Genomic DNA, 23,744 nt, shown 5'->3' on the forward strand with positions numbered 1-23,744 from the left:
GGCCGATCCGTGCTGCCTGCGGGATCAGTGCGGCTTCAGAAGTTTGTGCCAGTCCAGGACCACCGCCAGCGCCGCGACAGCGAGCGCAATGCTTCCCGCAAGGGTGGCATAGATGGACATCCCGTCCAGCAGCAGTCCTCCCACGACTGCTCCCAGCATGATCGCGGCCTGAACTCCGGCCACCATCAGGCTGCCCCCAGCTTCTGGCGCATCATCGACATTGCGCGACATCCAGGTCATCCAGATGACCGACATGGCGGTATTCATCGTGCCCCAGACGGCCAGCAGAATGGCCGTGGCAACCACTGATCCACCGAGAAAAAGCAGCACCAGGGTGGTGCCCCCCATTACCAGCGCAGGCAGCTTGAGAAGCGGTCCGATCTTGTCGCCAATCAGTCGCCCCGAGGCCCAGGTGCCCAGGAAACCGGCTCCGCCCAAGACCAGCAGCAGGATCGACAGCGTCGTTACATCGGCGTGAGTGACTTGCTCAAGGAACGGCCGAAGGTAGGTGAACATTGTAAATGCCGATCCCCAGGACAACGTGGCGGCCAGCAGCCCGCGCCCGAAGTAGGGACGGCGCAGGACCTCCCACAGCGATCGAAAGTTTCCCCGTTTTCCAGCAGGAAGCGAAGGTAACGAGACAGCTAACCAGATCAGGTTCAGCGCGACGATGGGGACAAGGGCCCAGAAAACCTCCCGCCAACCGAACATGCCCCCCAGATAGCTGCCCAATGGAGCTGCAAAGGCCGCGGCGATCGCTTGGCCACCATACATCAGCGCCAGGCCGCGGGGCACATCCTCCTTCGGCACCAGCCGCATGATGACCGCCGTTGCCAATGCCCAGAAACCGCCGATGCACAGCCCCAACAGGGCGCGCCCGATGATCAGCACCGCAAAGTTCGGCGCCATGGCGACCACGACCAGCGAGACCAGCATCATCGCCGCGATGCCCAGCAGCACCCCCTTGCGGTTCAGCGTACCGGCCACGGTGGTGATCAACAGGCTGGCGATGACCGCGAACAGCCCGCTGATCGAGATCGCTTGACCGGTCTGGCCGGTGGTTGCGCCGAGACCTTCGGCCATCGGCGTCAGCAGGCTGACCGGCATGAACTCGGACGCGATTAGCATCGCCACGCACAGCGACATGGCCAGAACGGCGCCCCAGGCAGCACCGCTTGCGGGTCGGGTTTCGGTGAAGGGGATATCCATGGCAGCCTCGCATCGGATCGGGTTACTGCCAACCTAACACCAGCCGGTCTGCGGAATTAGTGAGGTGGTACCGAATGGACTTATCGACTGAACCGATCAATCATGCCGGCCAGCGATGATGGGAGATCCGATGCGCAAGCCCGACTTCAACGATCTGGTTTGGTTTCAGGCGGTCGCCGAACTGCGCAGCTTCACCAAGGCCGCGGCCAGGATCGGTGTGGCGCAATCCACGCTCAGCCAGACGATCCGGCAGCTGGAGGAGCGGATGGGGTTTCCCTTGCTGACGCGCAACACGCGAAATGTGGCGCTGACGGTGGCGGGGGAACGCCTGCTAAACACCATCACGCCGCGCTTGGCCCAGATCGAGGACGTGATCGCCGAGCTGTCCGCCTTGCGCGATCTCCCATCCGGCTTGCTGCGGATCACGCTGTCGGATCATGCCTTTGACAGCCTGGTCTGGCCCAAGCTAAAGCCGGTGCTCGCCGCATATCCCGAGATCAGCGTTGAGTTCAGCCTCGACAGCAGCTTCCGCAACATCGTCGAGGAGGGCTTCGATGCCGGTGTCAGGCTGGGGGAGAGCATCGAGAAGGACATGATCGCCGTGCGGATCGGTCCTGATTGGCGGCTGGTGGCGGTGGCCTCGCCGGAGTATTTCGCGCGCCGCGGAATGCCCGACCATCCGCAGGATCTTCTGCGCCACAGCTGCATCAACATGCGCCACATCACGGCCGGCGGTCTCTATGCGTGGGAGTTCGAAAAGGATGGCCAGCCCCTGCGCGTGCGGGTCGACGGTCAGCTGACCTTCAATAATTCCTACGCGATGATCGACGCTGCCATGGTTGGCCTGGGCATCGCCTACGTTCCTGAAAACATCGTAGCGTCACAGCTAAAGGCAGGGGCGCTCGTGCAGACCTTGGACGATTGGTCGCCCTTCTTCGAGGGATACTACCTCTATTATCCAAGCCGACGGCAGAACATGCCGGTGTTCAAAGCCCTAACGGATGCGCTGCGACACAAGAGATGATGTGCCCAAATCAATGCTCACCGTGGACGGGCTATTGATGCAGCTCGCTACTTATTTTGACCAACCCCATATGTTTGCCTCAGTCTAATGTAGCGTCACCCGCTGGATAATCCGACCGGTCGGACGATAGTAAGGCACGAACAAGTTGGACAGGGTGATCGCCCGATTCCGGAAACGCTGCGACGCAGTATGGATAAGCGTCGAGTGAGCGCTTAGGGCAGAACATGATGCCGCACCTGCAAAGGGAGGCTTTATGCTGCAGTCTGTCTGAATGTCGCTGATGGGCTCTTCAGGTAGCTATCGCCGCAGCTCGGTGGCGTCAGCTCTGCAGGACTTTTCAGTCATTCACGAGTGATCACTGGTCTCTGATTTGTCGTTTGAAATCATGCAAAACGCTTTGCCCCTGCAACGCAGGCCACGATGAGCAGCGTCAGCCGAAGCCGACACTTGAGAAGCTCGTGGTGTTCGAGATTGACCTTCATGGGCTGCTGCAAGTCCTTGGTCCGCGTAGTTGCTCTCTCCTCAGAGATTCGAAAAACGAATCACATGGCAACCATTTCCGTCATTCGGCTTGCACTTCATTCACTTTGGCCCGTGCGGGACCGGGCCAAAGTGAGAGGCGGGGGCCAAAGTCACGAAAAATCTTGGCGTATGGTGAGAAGCAAGACACGATTGTGGAGCTTACAAGCAAGATGGACCAACGACGTGACCGCGGAGCAATTCCCCGAAAACGCTGCACCTGATCCGGTGATGGAAGATCGGGCCGAAGGCTCCTTAGCCGCATTGCCGCGGCACTCCTCTACCGATGCAGTGATCGATGAGACACAGGCGACACGTTCGGACAAAAGCGACTGCGGCCAAGTTTCGCCGCTGCAAGACCTAAGACGATGTCGGAGAGTTCTTTCAGCCGAAGAGCTGGCCAGTATTGCATCCGATTTTGAAAATGCGTGGCAGCAGGTAAGTTTCTCCAAGAAATCGCCGTGGCTTCATAGCAGCTTAACTATGCAGCAAAGAGGCCACGTCTCACGAGAAATTCCTGAGGCAGAGGAAGTCTGCAAGCTTTACAATGATCTGGGATCACTGGTGCAATTTGCAAACCTCTTTATCCTTGACCGCAATGGGGCAATAAAGGCGCTTTCGGCTGCCGGAATCGATATTTATGAAGACGTAGGGCGTGACTGGGACGACCATCATTCATTCAGAGAACTCAGCAGACGGCACGGTGTAACGCGCGATACAATCTCTCGATGGATCAAAATAACCGGCCGGGAAGTGCCACCCCGGAATAGCAAAAAGAAATATAAAATCGATCTGATCGTCAAAGCTTACGGCGAGAAGTCAACAACCAATTATGCCGCAAAGTCAGCCGGTGTTCACTGGCAAACTGCGCAACGTGCCTTAAAGAAGTAACGGACTTGTTGAATAACCGCGCTTTGGACAAGATCCTTCCAAGGCATTGTTCTACACTAGTTGTGACGACGTTCAGTTAGGGCCACAGACAAATGGGTGTAAATAGGTCATGAGCCGTTTAGAATGTCGTAAACCATCGGCACAATCACCTGAACACCCTGATGATAGGCCCCTCGGCCGTAACTGGACATTGGCATGTCAAGCCCGCGAGCTAACTTCCTGATTGAGATTACTGGAGAGAAAATCCCGGTCAGGGAAGGCTCTCTATTGCATGAGGGCTTCATTGCTCTGCGATCGTGCCACGGGAAACGCTATCAGGAGTTTCGTGATCAAGCGGGCGGAGCCAAAGGCTCTAAATCCCGCCGATACTCCCCGTCCGCGGTACTGAACAAGGCAGAGCAAACAGGCTTCGCGCGACTTCTCTCTCACGGCGGAGCAACACGCACAGACAACCCTAACGCCTCTGCAGGTCGACTGCCCTCGGCAAGGCTGCACGAAGTGACTGCCGAGCATGTGCGCCAAGCCGTTTTTGATACCCTCGATCAGGGATGGTCGTCACCCTTTACGGACTCACGCTCGTTCGACCTGATAACGGATGACGGCGAACGCCTCCCACCTAAGGTCGTTTTCGGGCGTGCCGCGACGCTAGCGCTAGGCTTTCCAGTATTGCCGAGCCACTTCTCGGGTGGAGAAGGCACTCCCTGTTTCAGAGTTCTTCGAAGGGCCGGTTATGCCGTTGTTCCGAAGGATCAGGAACTGCCTGTTATTCTAGAATTCACGGCTGACGATCTGACGTGGTCGGAGGGAAGTCAGCAACTGGTCCATCACCTCCGCCGCGAGCGGGCACGGGGCGCGGCGCAGGCCAAACGTGACTCATTCCGACAAGAGCACGGAAGGCTCTTCTGCGAAAAATGTAACTTCGATCCGATGGACCATTATGGCGGACCGGAGGGTGAGGCTTGCATTGAGGTTCACCACAATGCCACCACCATTTCGGAAATGACAGCTGGCCATCGCACCAGACTTGCAGACCTTCAGTGCCTCTGCGCGAACTGTCATCGTGTTGTTCATAAGCTCATGAAGATGACGACCTGACCGCATCGAACCAACGGCTTATCCTCAGCATCACGATCGGACTGGAATACTACCAATGCCCTTCGAACCGCGTCGCTGCCGTTCTCGTATAGCGTGCCGTATGCCGGGGATCGCGATGGCCGAGATAATCCTGGATCAGGCGCAGGTCGCGCCCGGCATGGGCCAAGGCATGTCCGCAGGAATGGCGCAGCATGTGCGGATGGACAGCGTCGAGCCCCGCCCGCGCTGCAATGACCGTCATGAGATAGTTGATGGCCTGCCGCGTCATCGGCTGACCGCGCTCGGACAGGAACAGCCAGGACAGGCTGTCCTGCCGTCCGACCAGAAGGCGCCGGATCGCGCGCAACTCATCGCCTGCCAGCGGATGGCTGGTGGCAAGACCGCGCTTCAGGCGGTGAACCCAAAGATGTCCCGCTTTCGGATCAAGATCACTGCGGCGCAGCGCAATCAATTCGCTCACCCGCAGCCCATGCCGATACATGAGGAGCAGCATGGCATGATCGCGCGGGCCGTGCCGTCCGGACCGGGCTGCGATCAGCAGCCGCCTCATCTCATCCGGCGTCAGGTAATCGCGCGGGCGCTGATGAGCATCGACGGGTGCGATCCCGTCACTCGTGACGAAACGCCGGTTGGCACGCCGCTCAGACATGCGATCCTCCCCCTGCAACTGCTGGCTCCGTCATCCTCAACTCTTGACGAAACGCACCTTGTGTAAAGAGTCCCGCGTCACGATTTCCGACGTGCCTCTTCCAGGACAAGCCGGCCCTTCAGCGCCTGCAGGATCAGATCCTCGATCTCGCGGACCTGCAGTGCATGTTCCAGAGCGAGGCAACTGACGAGCCGGCTGATCTCGGCGTCCTTGGGGCCGTAGGTCGCCCAATCATCCAGTTCGTGACTGTCTGGATGATGAGCCACTGCAACAGCAGGCTGAAGATACTGGTGCGCAGGAGGACGATCGGAAATGTGCGGATCGGCGATCCATCCTTCCAATGGGTCTACGACATCCGGCGCGCCAAACCTCGCATCACGCTGCCGCCAAGCCCAAGCAGCCTGAACGGCGCAGAGGAGAGCGTCGAGATGGTCGGCGCCCGGATCGTCGCACAGGTTATCGGGGGCGATGATGTCGAAGCCGTATCGCGCTGGCGCCTCTTCACGAAGAGCATGCAGCAAACTATGGCGAGCCTGCCGCTGATCGGCATTTTGCTTGCTGCGCGTATCGTTCTTGTAGCTACGGCGACCGATGAATTGGCGGGCTAGAACGCCAGGATAGGCCTCCACGACGACACGCTGCGCATCACCGGCATGGAGGTGAGGGATGGTCACGCCTGAAGCAAGAAGACGGGGAGCACCCTCGAAGAACATCAGACCGACAGGCACGCCGTAAAGCTTCTGTGGACTAATCGAGCTCGCCTTCTTGTCGGTTGCACGACGATGCTCTTTATCACCCGCAGCCCGGTTTTCCTTGTACACTTCCAAGGCTTCGCGAAAGCCGTCGCGGCCAAGCTGGCCCGCGTGTCGAACATATCCCTCCCAGGTCGATGGCCAGCCGGCAGTCTCGACAAAGCGGCGGGCCTGACCGAAGGGAAAATCAATTCCCGCAATCCACGGCCCGGGCTGCGCCAATGCTGCGTTGAACGCGCCAAAGTCGGACCATTCCTCAAGGGACCGCGTGAGCAGATGATCTCCCTCCAGTGTGCACCAAAGACAAGTGATAGGCTTGCGCCGAGAGGGGCTGCTTGTGAAATCAATGCCGAGAATGTTCATGCAGAGACAGTAGCAAGGACGTGAGCCAAGATCGAACTTCCTCTATCGGGCAGACAGTCAGAATCATCCTGTAACGCGAGAAACAGCCCGTAATCTTTCGGTCTGGAATACCCCACTCTGTGTAAAAGGCTAGTTTGAATAGAGCGATGCCTGCAGGTCTCGGAATGCGCCCCGTAGACGCATTCATACTTCAGGGACCGCCAGAGGCGTTCGATGAAGATGTTGTCGATGCACCGGCCCTTGCCATCCATCGAGCTCCGGGTGCCGGCCTGCGGCCGGACGGTGATCCGCACACGGGGCCGGAGCGGTGAAATTGGGAGGGACCCACGCCTTGGCGTGGGAGGAACCGGATTTCTCCGTGGAGGCTGACGCGCAGCGGCACTAGAGCCCGTGTTCGGATCGCCAGCCGGATGGCAGGCGGAAAAACGAAATGAAAGATCGTCAGCGGTGCCAGAGCGAAACGGAGGCGCGGCTGTCCTCTGGATCAGCGATCGCGGTGCCCGCGATCACCATATCTCTAAAAGGCAGCCTCTCGGCGGCCTGGTCGCATCGACGCGAAGAGCCCAAAGCTGACGGTCAAGATTGGGTCTTATCCTTCCATCGCCTTTATCGCCTAAGGCGCGCAGGGAAGACCCCCAGAAATCAAAAAGCCCCTCGGTTTCCCAAGGGGCTTTTTGGTGGGCGGATCTCTCCGCTGAGTGCTTAGCTCGACAGTGCCGTGCTGGTGATGATGGCCGTTCCGAAATTATTCAAGTTCTCTATGACTGCCTTTTCAGTCCGTTGAAGTTTAGTTGGAGTAATAAGTTCTTGTTCCGTCTCGATATTCATCTCTGTTTCAGTAAGTTCTGCTACCATAATGGTCTCCTTCTTGTTGAGCTTCTTCTTGCGTGGCCGGTCCTTGAAGTAGGACAGGAGGCACATCAGAAAGAAGCCGACTGCGATTAGAACCATCATCGTAAAGCTCGGCACCGGTAACCCGACGACTGTCGAGCGAAGCACTCAGCTTCACCCATATCCCACATCGGCCCGCATCTGTCAAGTTAGTTAATAATTTCAAGTAATTGGAGGGTATAGGTCATCTTCGGTCCTTAGCGTTCTGTGAAGTGATGTGCCCTGTTGCGTCAGGCAGCTCTCCGTCCTCAGCGTCTGCGATGCTGCATCGGCAAAGGGTCAGAGCATGAACGGCACGAGCGGCAGCTCCGTCCCGCATAGCCGCTGCCAGGGCGGCGCTCGGGCATAGGCGCAAGGAGCCCCAAGCGGTCATTCCACCCTAAATTCAGAAAATCACTTTGCGGCATCAGCGGAACATTCAAACGGCTTGACTGTGATGGGCGATAGCGACACTTCTCTAGGCATGTTCAGGAGCCAGACCCTTTTTGATCGACGCCGACGCCGCGCCCCCTTGCGGCGGCTCTTTGGGCTGCGCGTCGATCAGCGTCCTGTGGTGTAGTAGCGGACTCGCTATATAGCCCACTCCCCCAAAGAGCAGATCCGACCCGCTTTCCTGAGCCCCCGCAGCCTTCGGCTCCGGGGGCTTTTGCTTTCTCAAGCCTGAAGAGGACACCACCATGAGCATTCGCGTCGGCATTGTCGGCATCAGCGGTTTTGGCGGCGGCGAAGCGCTGCGCTTGATCGCTAGCCACCCCTCGTTCGAGCTGGTCTACGCCGCAGGCGAGGGCAGCGCCGGTAGTCGGTTGATGGACCGCTTCCCTGGTGTGCCGGACAAGCTTGCCGATTTGGTGATCGCGAAGTGGGACCCTGCTGCCCTGCCGAAACTCGACGTGCTCTTTGCCTCGCTGCCCACGGGCACCTCGGCCGAGGCGCTGGCGCGTGTTCCTGAGCAGGTGAAGATCGTCGATATTGGCGGCGACCACCGCTATGTCGAGGGTTGGGGTTACGGCTTGGCTGACGTCTGGCCTGACCAGATCAAGGACCGGAGCCGCATTGCGAACCCTGGGTGCTTTCCCGCCGCGACACTGAATGCGCTGGCCCCGCTGCTCACCCACAAGCTCATCGAGTCTGGGAACATCATCATCGACGCCAAGACCGGCATCTCTGGGGCAGGCCGGGGCGGCGGTGACAGCAAATTTGGTTATGCAGAAAGCAACGAGAACCTACAGCCCTACGGCCTGCTGAAGCACGTCCACATGCCCGAGATTGCCAAGACCATTGAGCAACTCAGCGGCGGCAGCGCAGCCGGTCTAGTGTTCACACCGCATCTTGTGCCGATGACCCGAGGCGTTCTCGCCACCATCTACTGCCGGGGCACTGCGACCACTGAGCAGTGCATGGATGCGGCCCGGAGTTTTTATGCGGACAGGCCGTTCGTCCGAGTGACCGACAGGCCGCCACAGACCAAATGGGCCACTGGTTCAAACCTCTCTTTCGTCAGCTATGTAGCCGACCCGGAGCGAAACTTGGTCATTGCGATGGGCGTGGTCGACAACCTCGGTAAGGGAGCCGCTGGACACGCGGTGCAGAATGCGAACCTGATTTGTGGGCTTGCTGAGACGGCAGGATTGGACGGGGCACCTATCTGGCCGTGACGCTAAGGTGAGGTTGCACCTGCGTAGCCGTTCGCATCCTTGCGAGCGGCTGCTTCATCCCGCAAAGCTGACGGATACCCGTCACGTCTGTGCGTCTCCTTTGTGCGACACCTTTCGGGAAGTTTTTCCTGACAGCCCGAGTTCTTTCCGCGCCTGCGCAATGTCCCGCAAAGCAGACCGTCAATCGCCACCCTGGTTCGTCCGCTATGCGGGACAAAGCTAACATTCACGATACGAAAACTTTTCACGCGCATAATGAATGTGGAACGGCTTGGTTTCTTGCCCATCTTGAGAAGCCTGGATCGCAAGTTTGGCCACAATGTAGACAGGCCGGACATCCAGAATAATCAGCCCAATATCGCCTGCTGGAGATGAAACGCCTAAGCTTCGAAAACTCGATACCTAGCCAGATTTCCTCAAACTCGACTGTCGTAGGATTGGCCTGGTCTGCCCCCAGCACGATGGCCTGGCGGCTTACGTTGAGCTTTGCTGAAGGATCGATCATCTTTTTACGCTCGGCAACAGATCCGCCTTTCCGAACACGCCGGACATCGCAGCAGGGACCGTGGCCCCAGTGGGGCCGCGTAAGCCCTGCGGAGAATCGTTCTCCAGCGCCAACTCTCCGATCTTGGCATGCAATGTCCTTATGTCGATTATAGGGACCAGTTCAGCCTTTGGCGTGTCGCCGAAAACACCTGTCGCACCTTGCAGGAACTGGTCACGCCACTGTTTGATCTGGTTCTGGCGGGCATCAAAATCCCGTGCCAGCTCGATCAATGTTCGCACACCCTTGATCGCGGCTACCGCCACCTTCGCCTTGAAGGCCGGGCTGTGGTTCCGGCACGGTCGTCTCGTCATGGTCATCTCCTCGCATGCAGCATCATGCTGCTGGTGCGCGGAAAATCCACTTATCCCGGCTGTTCAGTTTTCCCGAGCTACCTCTGGAACCTGCTTAGTGGCTATCCTGTGCAGCTTGGCAAGGTCAGACAGGTGTCCGGGCAACTTCGTCTGGGTAAGGAGGATAGTGCGAACCGGGGCATCCCTGCGCGCATCCATCGCTGCGGCGACGGCCTGATACTTGATGCACTGGTAGAGCCCACGTTCTAGATCGGCCAAATTAGAGGTATAGGATTTTACCTCAACGCACACCGTTTCCTCGGGTCCGCGTAGGACGACATCGACACGATCACCCGACAAAAGAGGTACTTCGGTAAAGGCCTTGTAGCCCGCGTAACGTGGATCGATCGCGCCAGGGTTAGCTGTCGCCCAGAGGCGGAGCCTCTTGTGAGGTTCGCCTTCGCCGCCAGCCGATCCGTCACGCTCTTGCGGCACCACTGGTGCTGGCATTGCGCCGGGGCCGAAAACGTCGTTGATAATTTTGTCCCAGTCCTCAAAGGAATAGACTTCGGTGATTGCACGGTCGCAATACTTGCTCCAGAACTTTGGCCTATCCTTCCATACATCTTTGTTGGCAAGAGCTTCCTTGCCAAACCATTGAGCAAGGAAGCCACCGGCTCCGTTACCAGGGTAACGTGTATCCTGACGGACGAGGAGGACGTTCAGGAGCGGCACATGTGGGTAGTGCTCATGGATACGATTCATGAGATTTCCTGCAGGAACACCCATCTCTGTTGAAAAAATTTTTGTGAATGGGGCTCCGGCTTCGAGCGCCGTGGCGGCTCGTCCATAGGTTAGTGCAGATCGCTCCGCAGCTGCTTGGGCGAGTAGGCGGGCAAGCAACGATGTGCCATAGGACCTGAGATTGTCGTGAGTAGGGCTGTAGATCATAATCTCTCCATCAATCTTAAAATTATGCGGTAAATACCGGAGCCTAACGTCGAAAACGTGCACGACTGACACAAGTCATTAAAGTAGCGCAGGTTCGACATTTTAATGTATGCGCCATGAAAGGGACCTTCACTTTAGTGCAGCGAAGATCAGGTCTGTCTGCATAGAGCCGGTGGTATAAGTCACTGCTGCGACTGCTATGCAGCATGTGCTCGCGGGTAGCGAGACTGCGCCCAGTTCCTAGATCACCGGGCGAGACCGCTTGAACGATAGCTTCATGCCTAGCGCTGTGTGGTTGGCAGAACATCCCCCTTCGATATCCTTAGCAGGTCGTCGAAAGCGTCTGTGAACGCAATTCTCAAGTCGTGTGCTTCATTTGGAGGGTCGTGATCAAAGTCAGATGCGACAATGGCTTCTCTCAAGGTCGCTATCCTTGAGACAAAGCTCTCAGACAGAACTAGCCGATCTTCGTTGAGGATTCTGCGCGCTTCCCACCAATGTTTTAATGCGTCGTTACGCCAGTCCTTATAAGTATCAGTCCGATAGAAGAATTCAACATCCCGTCCAGCTTCAGAAAACCCGTCATCGATATGGCTCCAGAGGTCGCGCGCGTCGTTAAGGTTCGTAAGAACGGCAGCGTATGCTCGCCTCCGTTCTTCCCAAATACGTTGAGCAATGAAGCGCTCTCGCTCTACGTGCGACAGCTGGCTAGCAACGGATAGCGTGGCTGCTTGATTTGCCTTGGCCCCAACTTTCGTCCCGAGTATCGCACCACCAATGCCAACGGCACCACTTATGACCGCCCCAACCGCAGTGATGATTGCCGCCCATACTTCGGGGCTCCAAACCGTTGAAACAGTCTCCATCATGTTTTCATTTTTCCTTTCGCGCTCTATCGACTGAGGTTGTCTCACTGGGGTCTGTACAGCTGACGCAGGCTCACGGCCTCCGTGCATCTATTAATCATTTAAAGACGAGGCATCTTTTGAAAGAAAATCCTTAGTAGATTGAGGCTGTCGAATTATGGTCTAAACAAATTTCCTTATCATGTTCCTCTTATACTGAGCATCTTAAAAATGAACCGTTTCGAGCGCATAACTTCCGGCTACCACGCACGATCTTCCGCTGCAGCTGGCTGCACGTCGCGCGGCGCGGCGCGTCTTGGGTGGCTGGTCATCGCCGCGGCGGCCGCCCTGCTTCCCATGCAAGCGAGAGCCGCCTCTTGGGCGGAGGCTATCGCGGCGGTCGAGGCGCAGGAAGAGAAGCTCTGGCAGCTTGCCCACCGCCGCGGTCAGGAAGGCCGCCACATCGGAACGCTCTACAACGAGTTCCACGCCAACGAGCACAGCTGCTCGATCCTTGGTAGGATGCTCGGCAAGGCCGACTTTATAGTCGAACTTGAGCAATCGACGCAGATCGACATTTCAACCACCGACGGCCACGCTACTGGCGTTGCCGCTCATTCTCTCGGGAACTGGGCGGCGAGTGCACGTCGGCTGCTCGATCTCGACGAGCCTCGGCGTATTCGGGAGTGGAACTTGGACTGCGTCGGCGAATTCGGCATTCCCGGCACGGCATGGATCGGCGAAAATGGCGCGCCAACCTTCTTCGACATCGACGGCACGACGCTAAAGGTGATTGGGAACGTAGAAGAGGGCTTTTCCCAAAGACTGATCGCGGTCATCGAGGAGAACCCGCATATCACCCATGTCGCCCTCGGCAGCGCCGGCGGAAGCGTGCACGAGGCCATCATGGCCGGTGTCTTCATCCGTCAGAGGAACCTGGAGACGCTCCTCTGGAACAACTGCTTCTCTGCCTGCACGATCGTCTTTGCTGGCGGGGTCAAGCGACAGATCTGGTCGCCATATCCTGATCTCGCCTTCCATCAGGTCAGCATCGGTGGTGTGGCCGTGCCCTCCGACGATCCTGTCTATGACCGGCTCGGGTCCTACGCTAGGCTAATGGGCATTCACCCCAAGCCATTCCTCGCGCTCTTCCGGAGCGCGCCGCCGAGCGACTTCACTCGGCCAAAGTCGGATCTGCTCTGCGCTGCAAACATTGCAACTTGGGTACAGCGGGCCTGCGATGCTAAGGACTACTCCTGGAACTAATAAGCTCTTGGCTGCGGCGTGTTGGCTAGACACCGAAACGTGGCTAGCGAGCTAGATCGAACACTGTTTTGGGGCGCACACCCTTAAACTGACTTCGACACAACCCCAACTCTTCGCATCGTATGCGCAAGAAAAACTGGAGACTTGGCGTAGGCACTACAACGAGGACCGACCTCATCGTGCGATCGGATATAACGTCCCGATCGCCCTGCATTATCCCGGCGGCGCAGCCAGCCCGTCGCCATGACCGAGCCGGAAAACTCCAGCATCCGGCGGTCCAAGGTTGGGAAGCAGCGCACAAACCGAAAGACTCTCATTATGAACAAGGGACGATCGGGGGGCAGATCACCACATGTACACTATGGCCAGAGGACTGAAGTTCAGGCCGGGGAGGACCATTGGTCTGAAGCCATTACTTAACTCATTCCCTCCGGTCTGTCCGGCCAATATTTTCTAGACTGATGGTATTCAAGAGACTCTCCTAACTCCGAGAACTCAAGAAGGCTTCCGACCTTCTCCATTAGGACATCGCGAACCTCGGCAGGTTTCGCAAAGAAGAATTCCTTGCGAGCATTCACCGCGTTCAGAGCTCTGTCCCGAAAATGAGTGTGAAGCTCATTCTCCAATGACACGGCGTCTTCGGAAAAGAAAAGGGCGTGAACATCGAAACGAAAAGGAACGGATGCGCCACCTAGCTCCGTTATGCGATCATTTGGATCAAGCCGTCTCGTCAATCCAATCTTAACAACGTTCGTGCCGAACGCCCCCCGGTTTGAGATGACGTAAACATATCCCGATCTAATGTTTGCTAGGCGGAATTCGTTCTGCTTGATGGCATCCTCCAGCGCTAAAAGGTTCGCCTCCAAGTCGGGGTTTCTCTCTCCTCTCTCCCAAAGTGCCTTGATGGCGTTCTCAAGGTGGTGCTTCTCTTTCGCCAGCCGCTCACGCTCCTCAGCGAACTCCTTTTCGATGCGCTTCTCCTCGCGAATTCTCGCCCGATTTTCTCTCTCTGCTTCCTTTTCTTCCTGCTTCTTCATTAGCCAGTCGGCCGTGAGCTCGACCTCTCGCACCCGGAGATCATGGTACCGCTCGCTGATCTGCATCTCCATGATTTTGCCCAGATTCGTGATAGCCTTGCGTGACGCTTCGAGCCGCTTCTTGGCTACAGCTGGATTTCCGGTGCGAAGTGAACGGATGCAGTTATCGCATTCGGCGTTGTAGGCACGGAGCATCAGCCTCCCCAGGTCGCTCGACAGCTTTCGCCCTGCGGCCAAGGAGTTCTCGAAGGTGAATGTCGATGAAACCTCAATGGCCCCTTGCTCCCTCACGATCTTGGCCACCTCAACCTCGATACGCTCGAGTTCGGCTCTGTATCCTGCGGCATTCTCGAGTGGATGGTGGTATCGGTAAATACCGATGTCCTGTAGGATTTTCTGGTCGTCGAAGGAGATGGTTTTCTCCGCAGCTGTTGAGCTGTCGGCCAGCTGCGCCTGCAGCCTCGCCACCTCGGCCTTCAACGCGAAAAGCTCGGTGAGCGAAACCTCCGGGACCGTCGAATTGCTATCTATCTCAATCGCTGGCGCTGCTTGAGGCATGTCGCCGGCGTCCGCTACCCAGAGCTCCCACCCCTCGGGCATGGCAGGCCAGTTCGGGTCGGGCTTCCAGTCCTTAGGGGGCGTCCACCCCTTAGGTGGCTTGGGCCACCCAGGAGGCGGATTGAACGTCCGTCCTTTCGTCACGACTTGCGTACTCCTGTCACGTCGACGGCGACGAGGCCGACGGGGTCTTTGGAGATCGCGGCGCCGAGATGCTTCAACGTTGCCAGCGGCACAAGGCCGGAGAGATCAAATTCCATGAAACTATCACGCTCGGCGCTGACACCTACAAAAGGAAGGAAATCAAGCCGCCCCGTGGCAGGGTGCTGCGCCTTCGTGCCGACCTCGAGCGAGATCGTCCGGATCAGCCCGCGCCTGTCCGCTTCGAACACTTCGTGGAGCGACCTGATCGCAACTTGATGCAGGACGCTGGCATACCGTTTCTTGATCTCCATCTGGGACAGTGGGACGTCGCGTATCTCGTCGGACGTCTTTATGTATTTGTACTCCTTGGTCGCCGGAAATTTGTCTGGGGACGGGATCGTCACGCTCATCCGCAGCTCGGCTGTTTCAGGTGCGAATGAGAATTCATGCGTGACTTTGAAGTGATCGGGGTAAGTTGAATTCTCCACTATAAGCGAGATGTACTCCTGAACCGCCTCGGCGTCGCCATATGAAAGGTTTGTAATGAATTGGTCGATAGAGCGGTTGTGATCGTCCAGTTCCTGCCGGAACCGATCTTTCTCTGCGGCTAGCGTTTCAATCCTTTCGGCTTCTGCCTTATCATAGGCAGCCAATTGAATTTTATACTCTTCACTTAAAGCAGAAACACTACTGGCCCACTCCGCCTTTTGCGTCTCGTGAATTTGCCGCGCTATGGCACGCGCTTCCTCAAGCTTCCGCTTCTTACCAAAGAAACCTTTGGGCTTGTCTGGTTCGAGATATGTTGGTTCAGGTGGAAACGTTGGTCGTTTGGGAGCGACCAAGGAAATCTCCAAATCAGGCATGTCGAATGGTGTCGTATCAAACGGCTTTCGAAGAGTCTCAAGGTCTATATGGTCATCGACGTCGATCGTGGCGGCCAGTAACCCTTCGAGATCATCCAAGACCGCATCAATTTCCGAACTCATTCGTTCGACCTCGGATTGCTGGGCTGCGGCATGCGCGGCTTTTACTGCCTTCTCGTAAGCCGTCCGATCGCGCTCATCCGCGATCACTGCTTTCCGGACCTTGGCTTCATAAGCCTTCGCCTGCTGAGCTGCCTCTCTCCGCTCGGCGAGGCTACGACGTTCCGCAGCCTTTGCACGACGTACACGATCTTTTTCCGCGGCTTTCATAGCCTTCAGCGTGACGCTCAGTAAACTTTTGGCCAATGGTTACCACCCCTTATTCGACAATTTTGTTCAAGCTTATCTCACCACGTCCTATTGTCTACGACCTGGCTTGCCATAAGTTGGCACCGCAAAGCATTGGTGTGGTGTAGGAGCCGTGAGGTACGGCACTTGTCACCAAGATCCGATGTGGGGGAGCCGCTCCGCAGCGATGCCCTGTTTGATGAACGGCAGGTATGGGCTTAGGCTGTGTGGAAACGTCAGCGCATGCCGGCATCCAAGGGCATTAAGAGCGAAGATCTAGCTCGCGTTTGCTGAATTGCAGACAGACCACAAGGAGCGGCGCCTTTCAGGCCTTCAGAGCGCTCATCAGCCCTTGGACCCCGATCAGCGCTACCATTCGCTTGATATTGTAGGCGAGGACGTTCAGCGCGATCTCTGTTTTCACATTCCTCAGTCGTTGGGTCAGAAAGTGGGACGTGCCCATCCACGCCTTGATGGTGCCAAACGGGTGCTCGACCGTGCCTCGGCGGATTGTCATCGGTTCGGTCGGTCCGATCAGCCTCGCCCGCGCCGCCTCGACCAGATGCTCGTGCGCCCACCTTGTGATCCGGCGCTCCTTGCCGGTCGTGCATCGCGATTTCATCAGGCACGTGCCGCACTCGCTGGTCCAGTAGCGGCGGAGTTCCAAGCCGTCTTCCTCGGTCGTGTAGCGATACGGTAGCGCTTCCCCTGCGGGACAACGATAGATATCCGCGTTGGCCTCATAGGCGAAGTCCGCCTTTTCATACATGCCCTTGAGGCGGTTGCCCGACGTCTCGGGGCGCGGGATCGTCGTGGTGATTCCAGCTTTGTGACAGGCCAGGATCTGCCGCCCGCTGAAGTAGCCTTTGTCGGCCAGCACATGCATCTCGTCGCGGCGAAGCGCATCCTTGGCCGCTTTTGCCATCGGCACCAGAAGATCACGGTCATGACCCTGGTTGGTGACTTCATGCGCGACGATCAGGTGGGTCTCGGTGTCGACGGCGGTCTGGACATTGTAGCCGACCATTCCGCTGTTCCGGGCGCTGGTCGCCATGGCGCGGGCATCGGGGTCCGTCAGCGATATCTGCCCATCCGGCGCATCGGCCAAGGCCCGCCCCATGGCTTGCAGGTGTTGGATATGCTGCCGGACACGCCCGTAACGCTTGGCCAGATGCGCGACCTTCTCAGCCCGAACCTCGCCCTCCTCCTGTCGATCGACCCGCACCATCTCCGCGATGTAGCGCTCGACGTCCGCCTCCAGGTGGGCGATGCGGCTGGCGATCTTGCCCTTGGTAAAGTTGCGATCCCGGCTGTTGACGGCCCGGAACTTGCTCCCGTCGATGGCAACGCAGGCGCCTTTCAGCACGCCGATCCGGCGGCTCAACTCCACGAATTGGGCGCAGCTGCGGCGGATACCAGGGCCGTTGTCACGTCGGAAGTCAGCGATGGTCTTGTGGTCTGGGACAAGGCGGCCGGTCAGCCACATCAGCTCGACGTTCCGCCCGGCTTCGCGTTCCAATCTGCGGCTAGACGGGATCCGGTTCAGATAGCCGTAGATGAACAGCTTAAGCAGCACGGCAGGATGATATCCGGGTCGCCCCGTCCGCGCCGGCGCCGATCGCGCAAATCCAAGCGCAGGCAGATCGAGTTCATCGACGAACAGATCAACCACCCGAACCAGGTGATCCTCGCCAATTCAATCCTCAAGACGATCTGGAAAAAGAGCCGTCTGTCCCCGCGCAGTCCCTTCGATGAAACCCGACATGCCGATCTCCCGCCACCATGTCGAAGTCTACCATAAGGCCGAGTTTCCACACAGCCTCGGCTCTTCGCGTCGATGCTGCGCCGACCGCTGACCGTCCGATTTTGTGAAGCAGCCAAGCCCGAAAAGCAGACTGCCTGACAGAAAAAGCAGAACTATGTGCCACAGAACATTCCGATACTGGTCGGAGCGAGAGGATTCGAACCTCCGACCCCCTGCTCCCGAAGCAGGTGCGCTACCAGGCTGCGCTACGCTCCGACCGTAGGCGGGCAGGTAGCGTGAGCCCTCAGCAAATGCAAGCCCTCTCAGCGGCGAGGGGACCACAATCTTTGAAGGATCGTGGATTTGGGGGCGGTCACCACCTCAGCCCTCAGGCGGGCGGTGGTGGCGGGGCGGTTGGCCGAGACGCCGCCGCGCGCCTCGCGGGCGACGATATAGATGCCCGATCCGATGATCACCGCAGCCCCCAGCAGCGTGGCCGGATCGATCCCCTCGCCGAACAGGAACCAGCCATAGCCGGTCGCCCACAGGATCTGCGAATACTGCATGGGTGCGACGATCGTTGCCTCGCCGGTGCGATAGGCCATGATGACCAGAAAGCTGCCCATCAGGCCCAGCCCGGCGATGATGCCGGTCATCGCCAGATGGATCAGCTCCATCGGCTGATAACCCAATGACAGCGCCCCGCCGGTGGCCACGAAATTGCCCAGCATCGGCCACATCATCAAAACCATCGGACGCTCGGTCCGGCCCAGACGGCGGATGATCACGGCGGCCAGCGCGCTGGCCACGGCCCCCGCCATCGCCGCCGCATGGCCCGCCTGCAGATCCTGCCCGGCGCCCGGCCGCAGCACGATCAGCACCCCTGACAGGCCGACCACGACGGCGGCCCAGCGATGCAGCCCGACCTTTTCGCCCAGCAGCGGGATGGACAGGATGGTGATCAGCAAGGGTGTGGTGAACAGGATCGCATAGACCTGCGTCAGCGGCAGGGTGGAAAAGGCAAAGAACCCCGCCATCCCCGCCACCACGGCACAGCCGGTGCGCAGGATCACCCAGCCCATGCTGTTGGGGCGCAGCGTGCCCGGCTGCGGGTCGCGCATCAGCACGATGGACACTAGCGGGAATGACAGAAGCGAAGCAAAGAACAGGATCTGCATCGCCGGATAGGTTTCACCCAGCGCCTTGATGATCACGTCATGCGTGGCGTAAAGGCCCATCGCCGCAAGCTGCAGCAGGGCCCCCCGGACATTGGCGGTCAGCGCCAATCAGGCCTCCAGCGCGGCGATGATCTTGTCGCCCATCTCGGCGGTGCTGACCGGATGACCGCCCTCGGGGCCCATCAGATCGGCGGTGCGGACGCCGTCGGACAGCACGCGTTCGACCGCAGCCTCCAGCGCGTCGGCGGCCGCCAGTTCGCCAAAGGAATAGCGCAGCGCCATCGCAAAGGACAGGATGCAGGCGATCGGATTGGCCAGCGCCTTGCCGGCAATGTCGGGGGCCGAGCCGTGCACGGGTTCATACAGCGCCTTGGGGCGGCCATTGGCCATCGGCGCACCGAGGCTGGCCGAGGGCAGCATCCCCAAAGACCCGGTCAGCATCGCCGCCGCATCCGACAGGATGTCGCCGAACAGGTTGTCGGTGACGATCACGTCGAACTGGCGCGGGTTGCGGACCAGCTGCATGGCGCCGTTATCGGCATACATATGGGACAGTTCGACATCGGGATATTCGTTCTGGTGAACCCATGTCACCTCTTCGCGCCACAGGATGCCCGATTCCATGACATTGGCCTTTTCCATCGAACAGACCCGGTTGCCGCGCTTCCTGGCCAGTTCAAAGGCCGAACGGGCGACGCGGCGGATCTCTCCGCTGGTATAGCGTTGGGTGTTGATGCCGACGCGACCGCCCTCGTTGTCGGGGTTGTTGTCGTCGGAATGGATGCCGCGCGGTTCACCGAAATAGATGCCGCTGGTCAGTTCGCGCACGATCAGCAGGTCCAGACCGGCCACGATCTCTCGCTTGAGGCTGCTGAAATCGGCCAGCGCCTCAAAGCATTGGGCGGGGCGCAGGTTGGCGAACAGGTCCATTTCCTTGCGCAGCCGCAACAGGCCGCGTTCGGGCTTGAGGCTGAAATCCAGCGCGTCGTATTTCGGGCCGCCGACCGCCCCCAGCAGCACCGCATCCACGGCCTGCGCGCGGGCCATCGTGGCATCCGACAGGGGCGCGCCATGCGCGTCATAGGCCGCACCGCCGACCAGATCATGGCTGACGTCAAAGGCCATGCCCCGGTGCGCCTGAAACCAGTCGATGACCTTGACCACCTCGGCCATGACCTCGGGGCCGATCCCGTCGCCGGGCAGGATAAGAAGCGAATAGCGGTCGGTCATGATCCCTCCATCAGATGCCCGCGCGCCGTCTGGATGCCTGCAAGGGCGGGGCGGGCTGTGGTTTCGGGTTAGACCCCGCCTTTGCCCCGGGGTCAAGATCGGCGCTCACGACAGTTTGCCTTGCGCCCGGCTGGCGGCTGAGGGACGGTTCGCCCCGATCACGGGGACGCAAGACGACGAAAGAGGAATGCGATGAAACGCTGGATGGTCATGGTGATGTCGGCTGCGGTCACAGGGGCGCTGATGGCGCCCGCTGGCGCGCAGGGGGTGAATGGGGTGCCGGGCGACCGGCTGGTGGTGCCCCTGCCCGACGTATCGGGTCTGGATGACGCTCAGGCGCAGGATCTGATGCGCGAGCTGGCGCAGATGAACGTCATCACCTCGGAATGTCCCGATCATGACGTGTCCGATCCCGAATGGCAGCTGATGACCGACACGACGGACGCGCTGATGGCGCGCTTGGGCATCGATGCGATCACCTATGACCGCGAATATTTCCGCCCGGCCTTCAGCCTGATGGACGATCCTGCCAGCTGCGACACGCTTGGGCCTCAGGCCCCCGCCCTGATCGAGCGGCTGGAGGCGATGGGCGGCAGCGCCCAGCCGGTGACGCCCCCGCCCGAACCGCCTCTGGAGGTTCCGGCAGCGGATGCCGGGGCCGCACCTGCAGAAGCGGCGCCCGCGGAAACCCTGCCTGCCGAGACGGCACCCGCCGAGATTGTGCCCGCCGAATAAGCAATTTGCACATCTTGCAGCTTTCGTTCCCTTGGCCCAGCTTGGCCCCGGGGAATGGAGAACCTTGATGCGCATCTTTACGGCCAGTCTGGTCAGCCTTGTGCTGGCCTATATGCTGTCGCAATTCTATCGCGCCTTTCTGGCGGTTCTGTCGCCGGTGCTGCAGGATCAGATCGGCGCCTCGCCCGGCGATCTGGCGCTGTCCTCGGGGCTGTGGTTCGTGGCCTTTGCACTGATGCAGATGCCGGTGGGCGCGGCGCTGGACCGCTTTGGCCCGCGCCGCACGGTCGCCTGGCTGCTGGCCCTGGGCGGGGCCGGAGGGGCGCTGATCTTTGCCCAAGCCAGCGCGCCCTGGCATCTGCATCTGGCGATGACGGCGCTTGGGATCGGCTGTTCGCCCGCGCTGATGGGGCCGTATTACATTTTTGCACGGGACTATCCGCCCGCCTCGTTCGGGATGCTGGCGGGGCTGCTGGTCGGCTTCGGGTCTTTGGGCAATATCCTTGGCGCCTCGCCTCTGGTCTGGGTGATCGACGCGGCGGGCTGGCGCGAAACCCTCTGGGGGCTGGCGGCGGTGACGCTGATGGTCGCGGCGCTGGTGCTGGCCTGCGTGCGCGACCCGGCGCGGCTTGGGTCCGAACATCCGCAGGGTTCCGTCGGGCAGATCCTGCGGCTGCGCGCGCTGTGGTTCATCCTGCCATTGTTTGCAGTGAACTATGCGGTGACGGCGGCGATCCGGGGGCTGTGGGCGGCACCCTATCTGGAACAGGTCCACGGGGCCGATGCGACCCAGATCGGGCGGGTGACGCTGGCCATGGGTCTGGCGATGGTCGCAGGCAGCTTTGCCGTCGGCCCCGCCGCACGGCTGGCGGGCAGCGCGCGCCGGGCGGTCATCGTCTTTTCGGCCATCATGATCGCCGTGATGACCGCCATGTGGCTGAACCCCGCCTTGCCCTTGGGCGTCATCACCGCCTGTCTGGTCGTCCTGGGCTTTTTCGGCTCGGCCTATCCTCTGCTGATGGCGCATGGCCGGACCTTTTTGCCCCCGCATCTGGTAGGGAGGGGGGTCACCTTCCTCAACATGTTCTCGATCGGAGGGGTGGGGATCATGCAATTCGCCTCGCGCCCCGTCTATCGCGCGGCCGAGGCCGCCTATCCCCCGGCCGAGGCCTTCGCTATGCTATGGCTGTTCTTCCTGATCCCGCTGGCGGTCGGGTTCCTGCTGTATTTTCTGACGCCCGAGGCGCATCCGCATGAGGCCCCCGCATGACTGACACGCCGCTGGTCGTGGCCCCCAACCTGAAACGCCGCCTGTCGGGCGTGACCGCGACCGTGGTGCGGCTGATCCCGGTTCAGGCGACGATGATCGACATCGCCGCGACCGGCCCCGGCCTGCCGCCGGACATCCCCCACATTACGCTGATCCGCGCGGCCACCCTGCCCCGCGACCGCTGGCGCGTCTGGCATGCGCGGCGCAATACGGAAATGGCGCTTGGCCTGATCCTGCGCCATGTCCTGCGGCGCAAATACCGGCTGCTGTTCACCTCGGCCGCGCAGCGCCACCACAAGGCGCTGACCCGCTGGCTGATCCGCCAGCAGGACGCGCTGGTCGCGACCTCGCCGCAGGCGGCCAGCTATCTGGAACGCCCCGCCACCGTGATCCTGCATGGCGTGGACACGCAGACCTTTCGCCCCGCCGATGACCGTGCCGCGCTGCGCCGCGATCTGGGGCTGGACCCCGATGCGCTGCTGATCGGCTGCTTTGGCCGCGTGCGCGCGCAAAAGGGCGTCGATCTGCTGGTGCAGGCGGGGCTTGATCTGCTGCCCGACCGTCCCCGCGCCCAGATCCTGTTCACGGGCCGCATCACCCCCGACAACCGCGCCTTTGCCGACGATCTGCAGGCGCGGATCGGTGCCGCAGGCCTGTCCGACCGCATCCGCTTTCTGGGGGAATTGCCGTGGGATCAGGTCATCGCGCATTATCAGGCGCTGGATCTGTTCGCAGCCCCCGCCCGGTGGGAGGGGTTCGGCCTGACCCCGCTGGAGGCCGCAGCCTGCGCCGTGCCCACCGTCGCCGCCCGCGTCGGCGCCTATGAGACGCTGATCCGCGAGGGCGAGACCGGCAGCCTTGTGCCCATCGGCGATGCCCCGGCCCTGACGGCGGCGCTGGCCCGCTGGCTGGACGATGACGCGGGCCGCATCCGCGCCGGTCAGGCCGCCCGCGCCCATGTAAGCCGGAACCACGCCATCGAGGGCGAGGCACGGGCGCTGGTGCAGGTCTATAACGACCTGCTGGCCCGGACATGAGGCTGCCGGTGCTGATCCCGCCGCGCCTTGGCTTTGCCACCGCCCGGCTGCTTCGTGCCGAAAGCCCGCTGGCCGATCTGTCGGCCCCGCAGGCAGACCTATTGGGCGACCTGCGGGGCCGCCATGTCGCGCTGATCGGCAATGCCCGCGCCTTGGGGAACAGCGACCACGGCCCCCGGATCGACGCCGCCGATCTGGTCATCCGCATCAACCGCGCGCCCATGCCCGATGCGCGCAGCCACGGCACCCGCACCGATTGGCTGGCGCTGGCCGTGCGGCTTGGCGATGCCGACCGTGCCCGGCTGAACCCCACCCGCATCCTGTGGATGTCGCCCAAGCGCAAGCGGCTGGACTGGCAATCGGCGCGCAGCCCCGGCTTCTATCTGCACCCGCCGGGCGACGTGCAGGCGCTGCGCGACCGGCTGGCCGCGCCTCCCACCACCGGGGCGATGATGATCGATCTGGCGTTGCGGTCGGATCTGGCATCCCTGACGCTGTATGGGTTCGATTTCTTTGCCAGCCTCAGCCTGTCGGGCCGCCGCGCGGCAGGCGACGTGCCCCATGACTTCAACGCCGAGGCCGCATGGGTCGGGGATCTCTGCCGCAGCGATCCCCGCCTGACGCTGATCGCCTGAACCCGGCCCCGACCCCGC

The 23,744-nt window shown here is 60.3% G+C and carries 20 protein-coding genes, 1 tRNA gene and 2 pseudogenes; 10 read left to right on the top strand and 13 right to left on the bottom strand.

Annotated elements, in window-relative coordinates; translation table 11 throughout:
• Positions 1–24: 24 nt before the first annotated feature.
• A complete protein-coding gene (locus tag EG885_RS08395; protein ID WP_131574034.1) occupies positions 25–1,209 on the bottom strand; it encodes an MFS transporter in 1,185 nt (394 codons plus the stop codon).
• 130 nt (positions 1,210–1,339) lie between these two features.
• Here EG885_RS08395 and EG885_RS08400 point away from each other — a divergent pair, with 130 nt between their 5' ends.
• From EG885_RS08400 to EG885_RS08410, 3 genes are all read left to right on the top strand, one after another.
• Positions 1,340–2,233: a LysR family transcriptional regulator gene (locus EG885_RS08400; protein ID WP_131574035.1), complete on the top strand. Its 894-nt coding sequence runs from the start codon at positions 1,340–1,342 to the stop codon at positions 2,231–2,233.
• Between the two features lie 705 nt (positions 2,234–2,938).
• On the top strand, positions 2,939–3,643 hold the full coding sequence (locus tag EG885_RS08405; RefSeq protein WP_131574036.1) for a helix-turn-helix domain-containing protein: 705 nt from the start codon (positions 2,939–2,941) through the stop codon (positions 3,641–3,643).
• 195 nt (positions 3,644–3,838) lie between these two features.
• Positions 3,839–4,738 (top strand): HNH endonuclease, encoded by a 900-nt coding sequence (locus EG885_RS08410; RefSeq protein WP_131574037.1) that lies wholly within the window; start codon positions 3,839–3,841, stop codon positions 4,736–4,738.
• A gap of 49 nt (positions 4,739–4,787) precedes the next feature.
• Here the strand turns inward: EG885_RS08410 and EG885_RS08415 are convergent, their stop codons facing one another.
• The 3 genes from EG885_RS08415 to EG885_RS22690 all read right to left on the bottom strand — a co-directional run bounded on the left by EG885_RS08415 (position 4,788) and on the right by EG885_RS22690 (position 7,357).
• Positions 4,788–5,387: a tyrosine-type recombinase/integrase gene (locus EG885_RS08415; RefSeq protein WP_131574038.1), complete on the bottom strand. Its 600-nt coding sequence runs from the start codon at positions 5,385–5,387 to the stop codon at positions 4,788–4,790.
• 77 nt (positions 5,388–5,464) lie between these two features.
• Positions 5,465–6,502 (bottom strand): DUF429 domain-containing protein, encoded by a 1,038-nt coding sequence (locus tag EG885_RS08420; RefSeq protein WP_131574039.1) that lies wholly within the window; start codon positions 6,500–6,502, stop codon positions 5,465–5,467.
• 702 nt (positions 6,503–7,204) lie between these two features.
• Entirely contained in the window at positions 7,205–7,357 is a 153-nt protein-coding gene (locus tag EG885_RS22690; protein ID WP_165571078.1) for a hypothetical protein, read from the bottom strand.
• 713 nt (positions 7,358–8,070) lie between these two features.
• On the opposite strand from EG885_RS22690, the gene argC reads away from it, so the two are divergent.
• Positions 8,071–9,048 carry an N-acetyl-gamma-glutamyl-phosphate reductase gene (argC, locus tag EG885_RS08430; protein ID WP_131574041.1) on the top strand — a complete coding sequence of 326 codons (978 nt, stop codon included), beginning with the start codon at positions 8,071–8,073 and terminating at the stop codon, positions 9,046–9,048.
• 600 nt (positions 9,049–9,648) lie between these two features.
• Here the strand turns inward: argC and EG885_RS23565 are convergent.
• The 3 genes and pseudogenes from EG885_RS23565 to EG885_RS08445 form a co-directional block, all read right to left on the bottom strand.
• Positions 9,649–9,912: pseudogene (locus EG885_RS23565) on the bottom strand (transposase); the annotation flags it as partial.
• Positions 9,913–9,969: 57 nt separating this feature from the next.
• Positions 9,970–10,836, bottom strand: a complete 867-nt coding sequence (locus tag EG885_RS08440; protein WP_131574043.1) for a hypothetical protein — start codon at positions 10,834–10,836, stop codon at positions 9,970–9,972.
• A 281-nt stretch (positions 10,837–11,117) separates the two neighbouring features.
• Entirely contained in the window at positions 11,118–11,705 is a 588-nt protein-coding gene (locus EG885_RS08445; protein WP_131574044.1) for a hypothetical protein, read from the bottom strand.
• Between the two features lie 207 nt (positions 11,706–11,912).
• On the opposite strand from EG885_RS08445, the gene EG885_RS08450 reads away from it, so the two are divergent.
• Positions 11,913–12,947 (top strand): hypothetical protein, encoded by a 1,035-nt coding sequence (locus EG885_RS08450; RefSeq protein WP_131574045.1) that lies wholly within the window; start codon positions 11,913–11,915, stop codon positions 12,945–12,947.
• 88 nt (positions 12,948–13,035) lie between these two features.
• Entirely contained in the window at positions 13,036–13,194 is a 159-nt protein-coding gene (locus EG885_RS08455; protein WP_423227214.1) for an integrase core domain-containing protein, read from the top strand.
• A 169-nt stretch (positions 13,195–13,363) separates the two neighbouring features.
• On the opposite strand, the gene EG885_RS08460 is transcribed toward EG885_RS08455, so the two are convergent.
• The 6 genes and pseudogenes from EG885_RS08460 to leuB form a co-directional block, all read right to left on the bottom strand.
• The gene (locus EG885_RS08460; protein ID WP_165571079.1) at positions 13,364–14,686 is read right to left on the bottom strand and encodes an SNIPE associated domain-containing protein; all 1,323 of its coding nucleotides are present in this window, start codon (positions 14,684–14,686) and stop codon (positions 13,364–13,366) included.
• Complete coding sequence (locus EG885_RS08465; protein ID WP_131574046.1) at positions 14,683–15,879, bottom strand: hypothetical protein; 1,197 nt, start codon at positions 15,877–15,879, stop codon at positions 14,683–14,685. The genes EG885_RS08460 and EG885_RS08465 overlap by 4 nt, the downstream gene beginning before the upstream one ends.
• 343 nt (positions 15,880–16,222) lie before the next feature.
• A pseudogene (locus EG885_RS08470) lies at positions 16,223–17,662 on the bottom strand (IS1182 family transposase).
• Positions 17,663–17,840: 178 nt separating this feature from the next.
• Positions 17,841–17,917, bottom strand: a tRNA-Pro gene (locus EG885_RS08475).
• 47 nt (positions 17,918–17,964) lie between these two features.
• Positions 17,965–18,927 (bottom strand): DMT family transporter, encoded by a 963-nt coding sequence (locus EG885_RS08480; RefSeq protein WP_341352755.1) that lies wholly within the window; start codon positions 18,925–18,927, stop codon positions 17,965–17,967.
• A complete protein-coding gene (gene leuB, locus EG885_RS08485; protein WP_131574047.1) occupies positions 18,928–20,049 on the bottom strand; it encodes a 3-isopropylmalate dehydrogenase in 1,122 nt (373 codons plus the stop codon).
• Positions 20,050–20,241: 192 nt separating this feature from the next.
• Between leuB and EG885_RS08490 the strand changes: the two genes are divergently transcribed.
• The 4 genes from EG885_RS08490 (at position 20,242) to EG885_RS08505 (ending at position 23,726) form a co-directional block, all read left to right on the top strand.
• Entirely contained in the window at positions 20,242–20,784 is a 543-nt protein-coding gene (locus EG885_RS08490) for a hypothetical protein (protein WP_207392232.1), read from the top strand.
• A 67-nt stretch (positions 20,785–20,851) separates the two neighbouring features.
• Entirely contained in the window at positions 20,852–22,054 is a 1,203-nt protein-coding gene (locus EG885_RS08495) for an MFS transporter (protein WP_131574048.1), read from the top strand.
• Positions 22,051–23,091, top strand: coding sequence for a glycosyltransferase family 4 protein (locus tag EG885_RS08500; protein ID WP_131574049.1), 1,041 nt, complete (start codon positions 22,051–22,053; stop codon positions 23,089–23,091). The genes EG885_RS08495 and EG885_RS08500 overlap by 4 nt, the downstream gene beginning before the upstream one ends.
• Entirely contained in the window at positions 23,088–23,726 is a 639-nt protein-coding gene (locus tag EG885_RS08505; protein ID WP_131574050.1) for a glycosyltransferase family 29 protein, read from the top strand. The genes EG885_RS08500 and EG885_RS08505 overlap by 4 nt, the downstream gene beginning before the upstream one ends.
• Positions 23,727–23,744: the final 18 nt, after the last annotated feature.

Source organism: Paracoccus nototheniae, assembly GCF_004335005.1.
GTDB lineage: Bacteria > Pseudomonadota > Alphaproteobacteria > Rhodobacterales > Rhodobacteraceae > Paracoccus > Paracoccus nototheniae.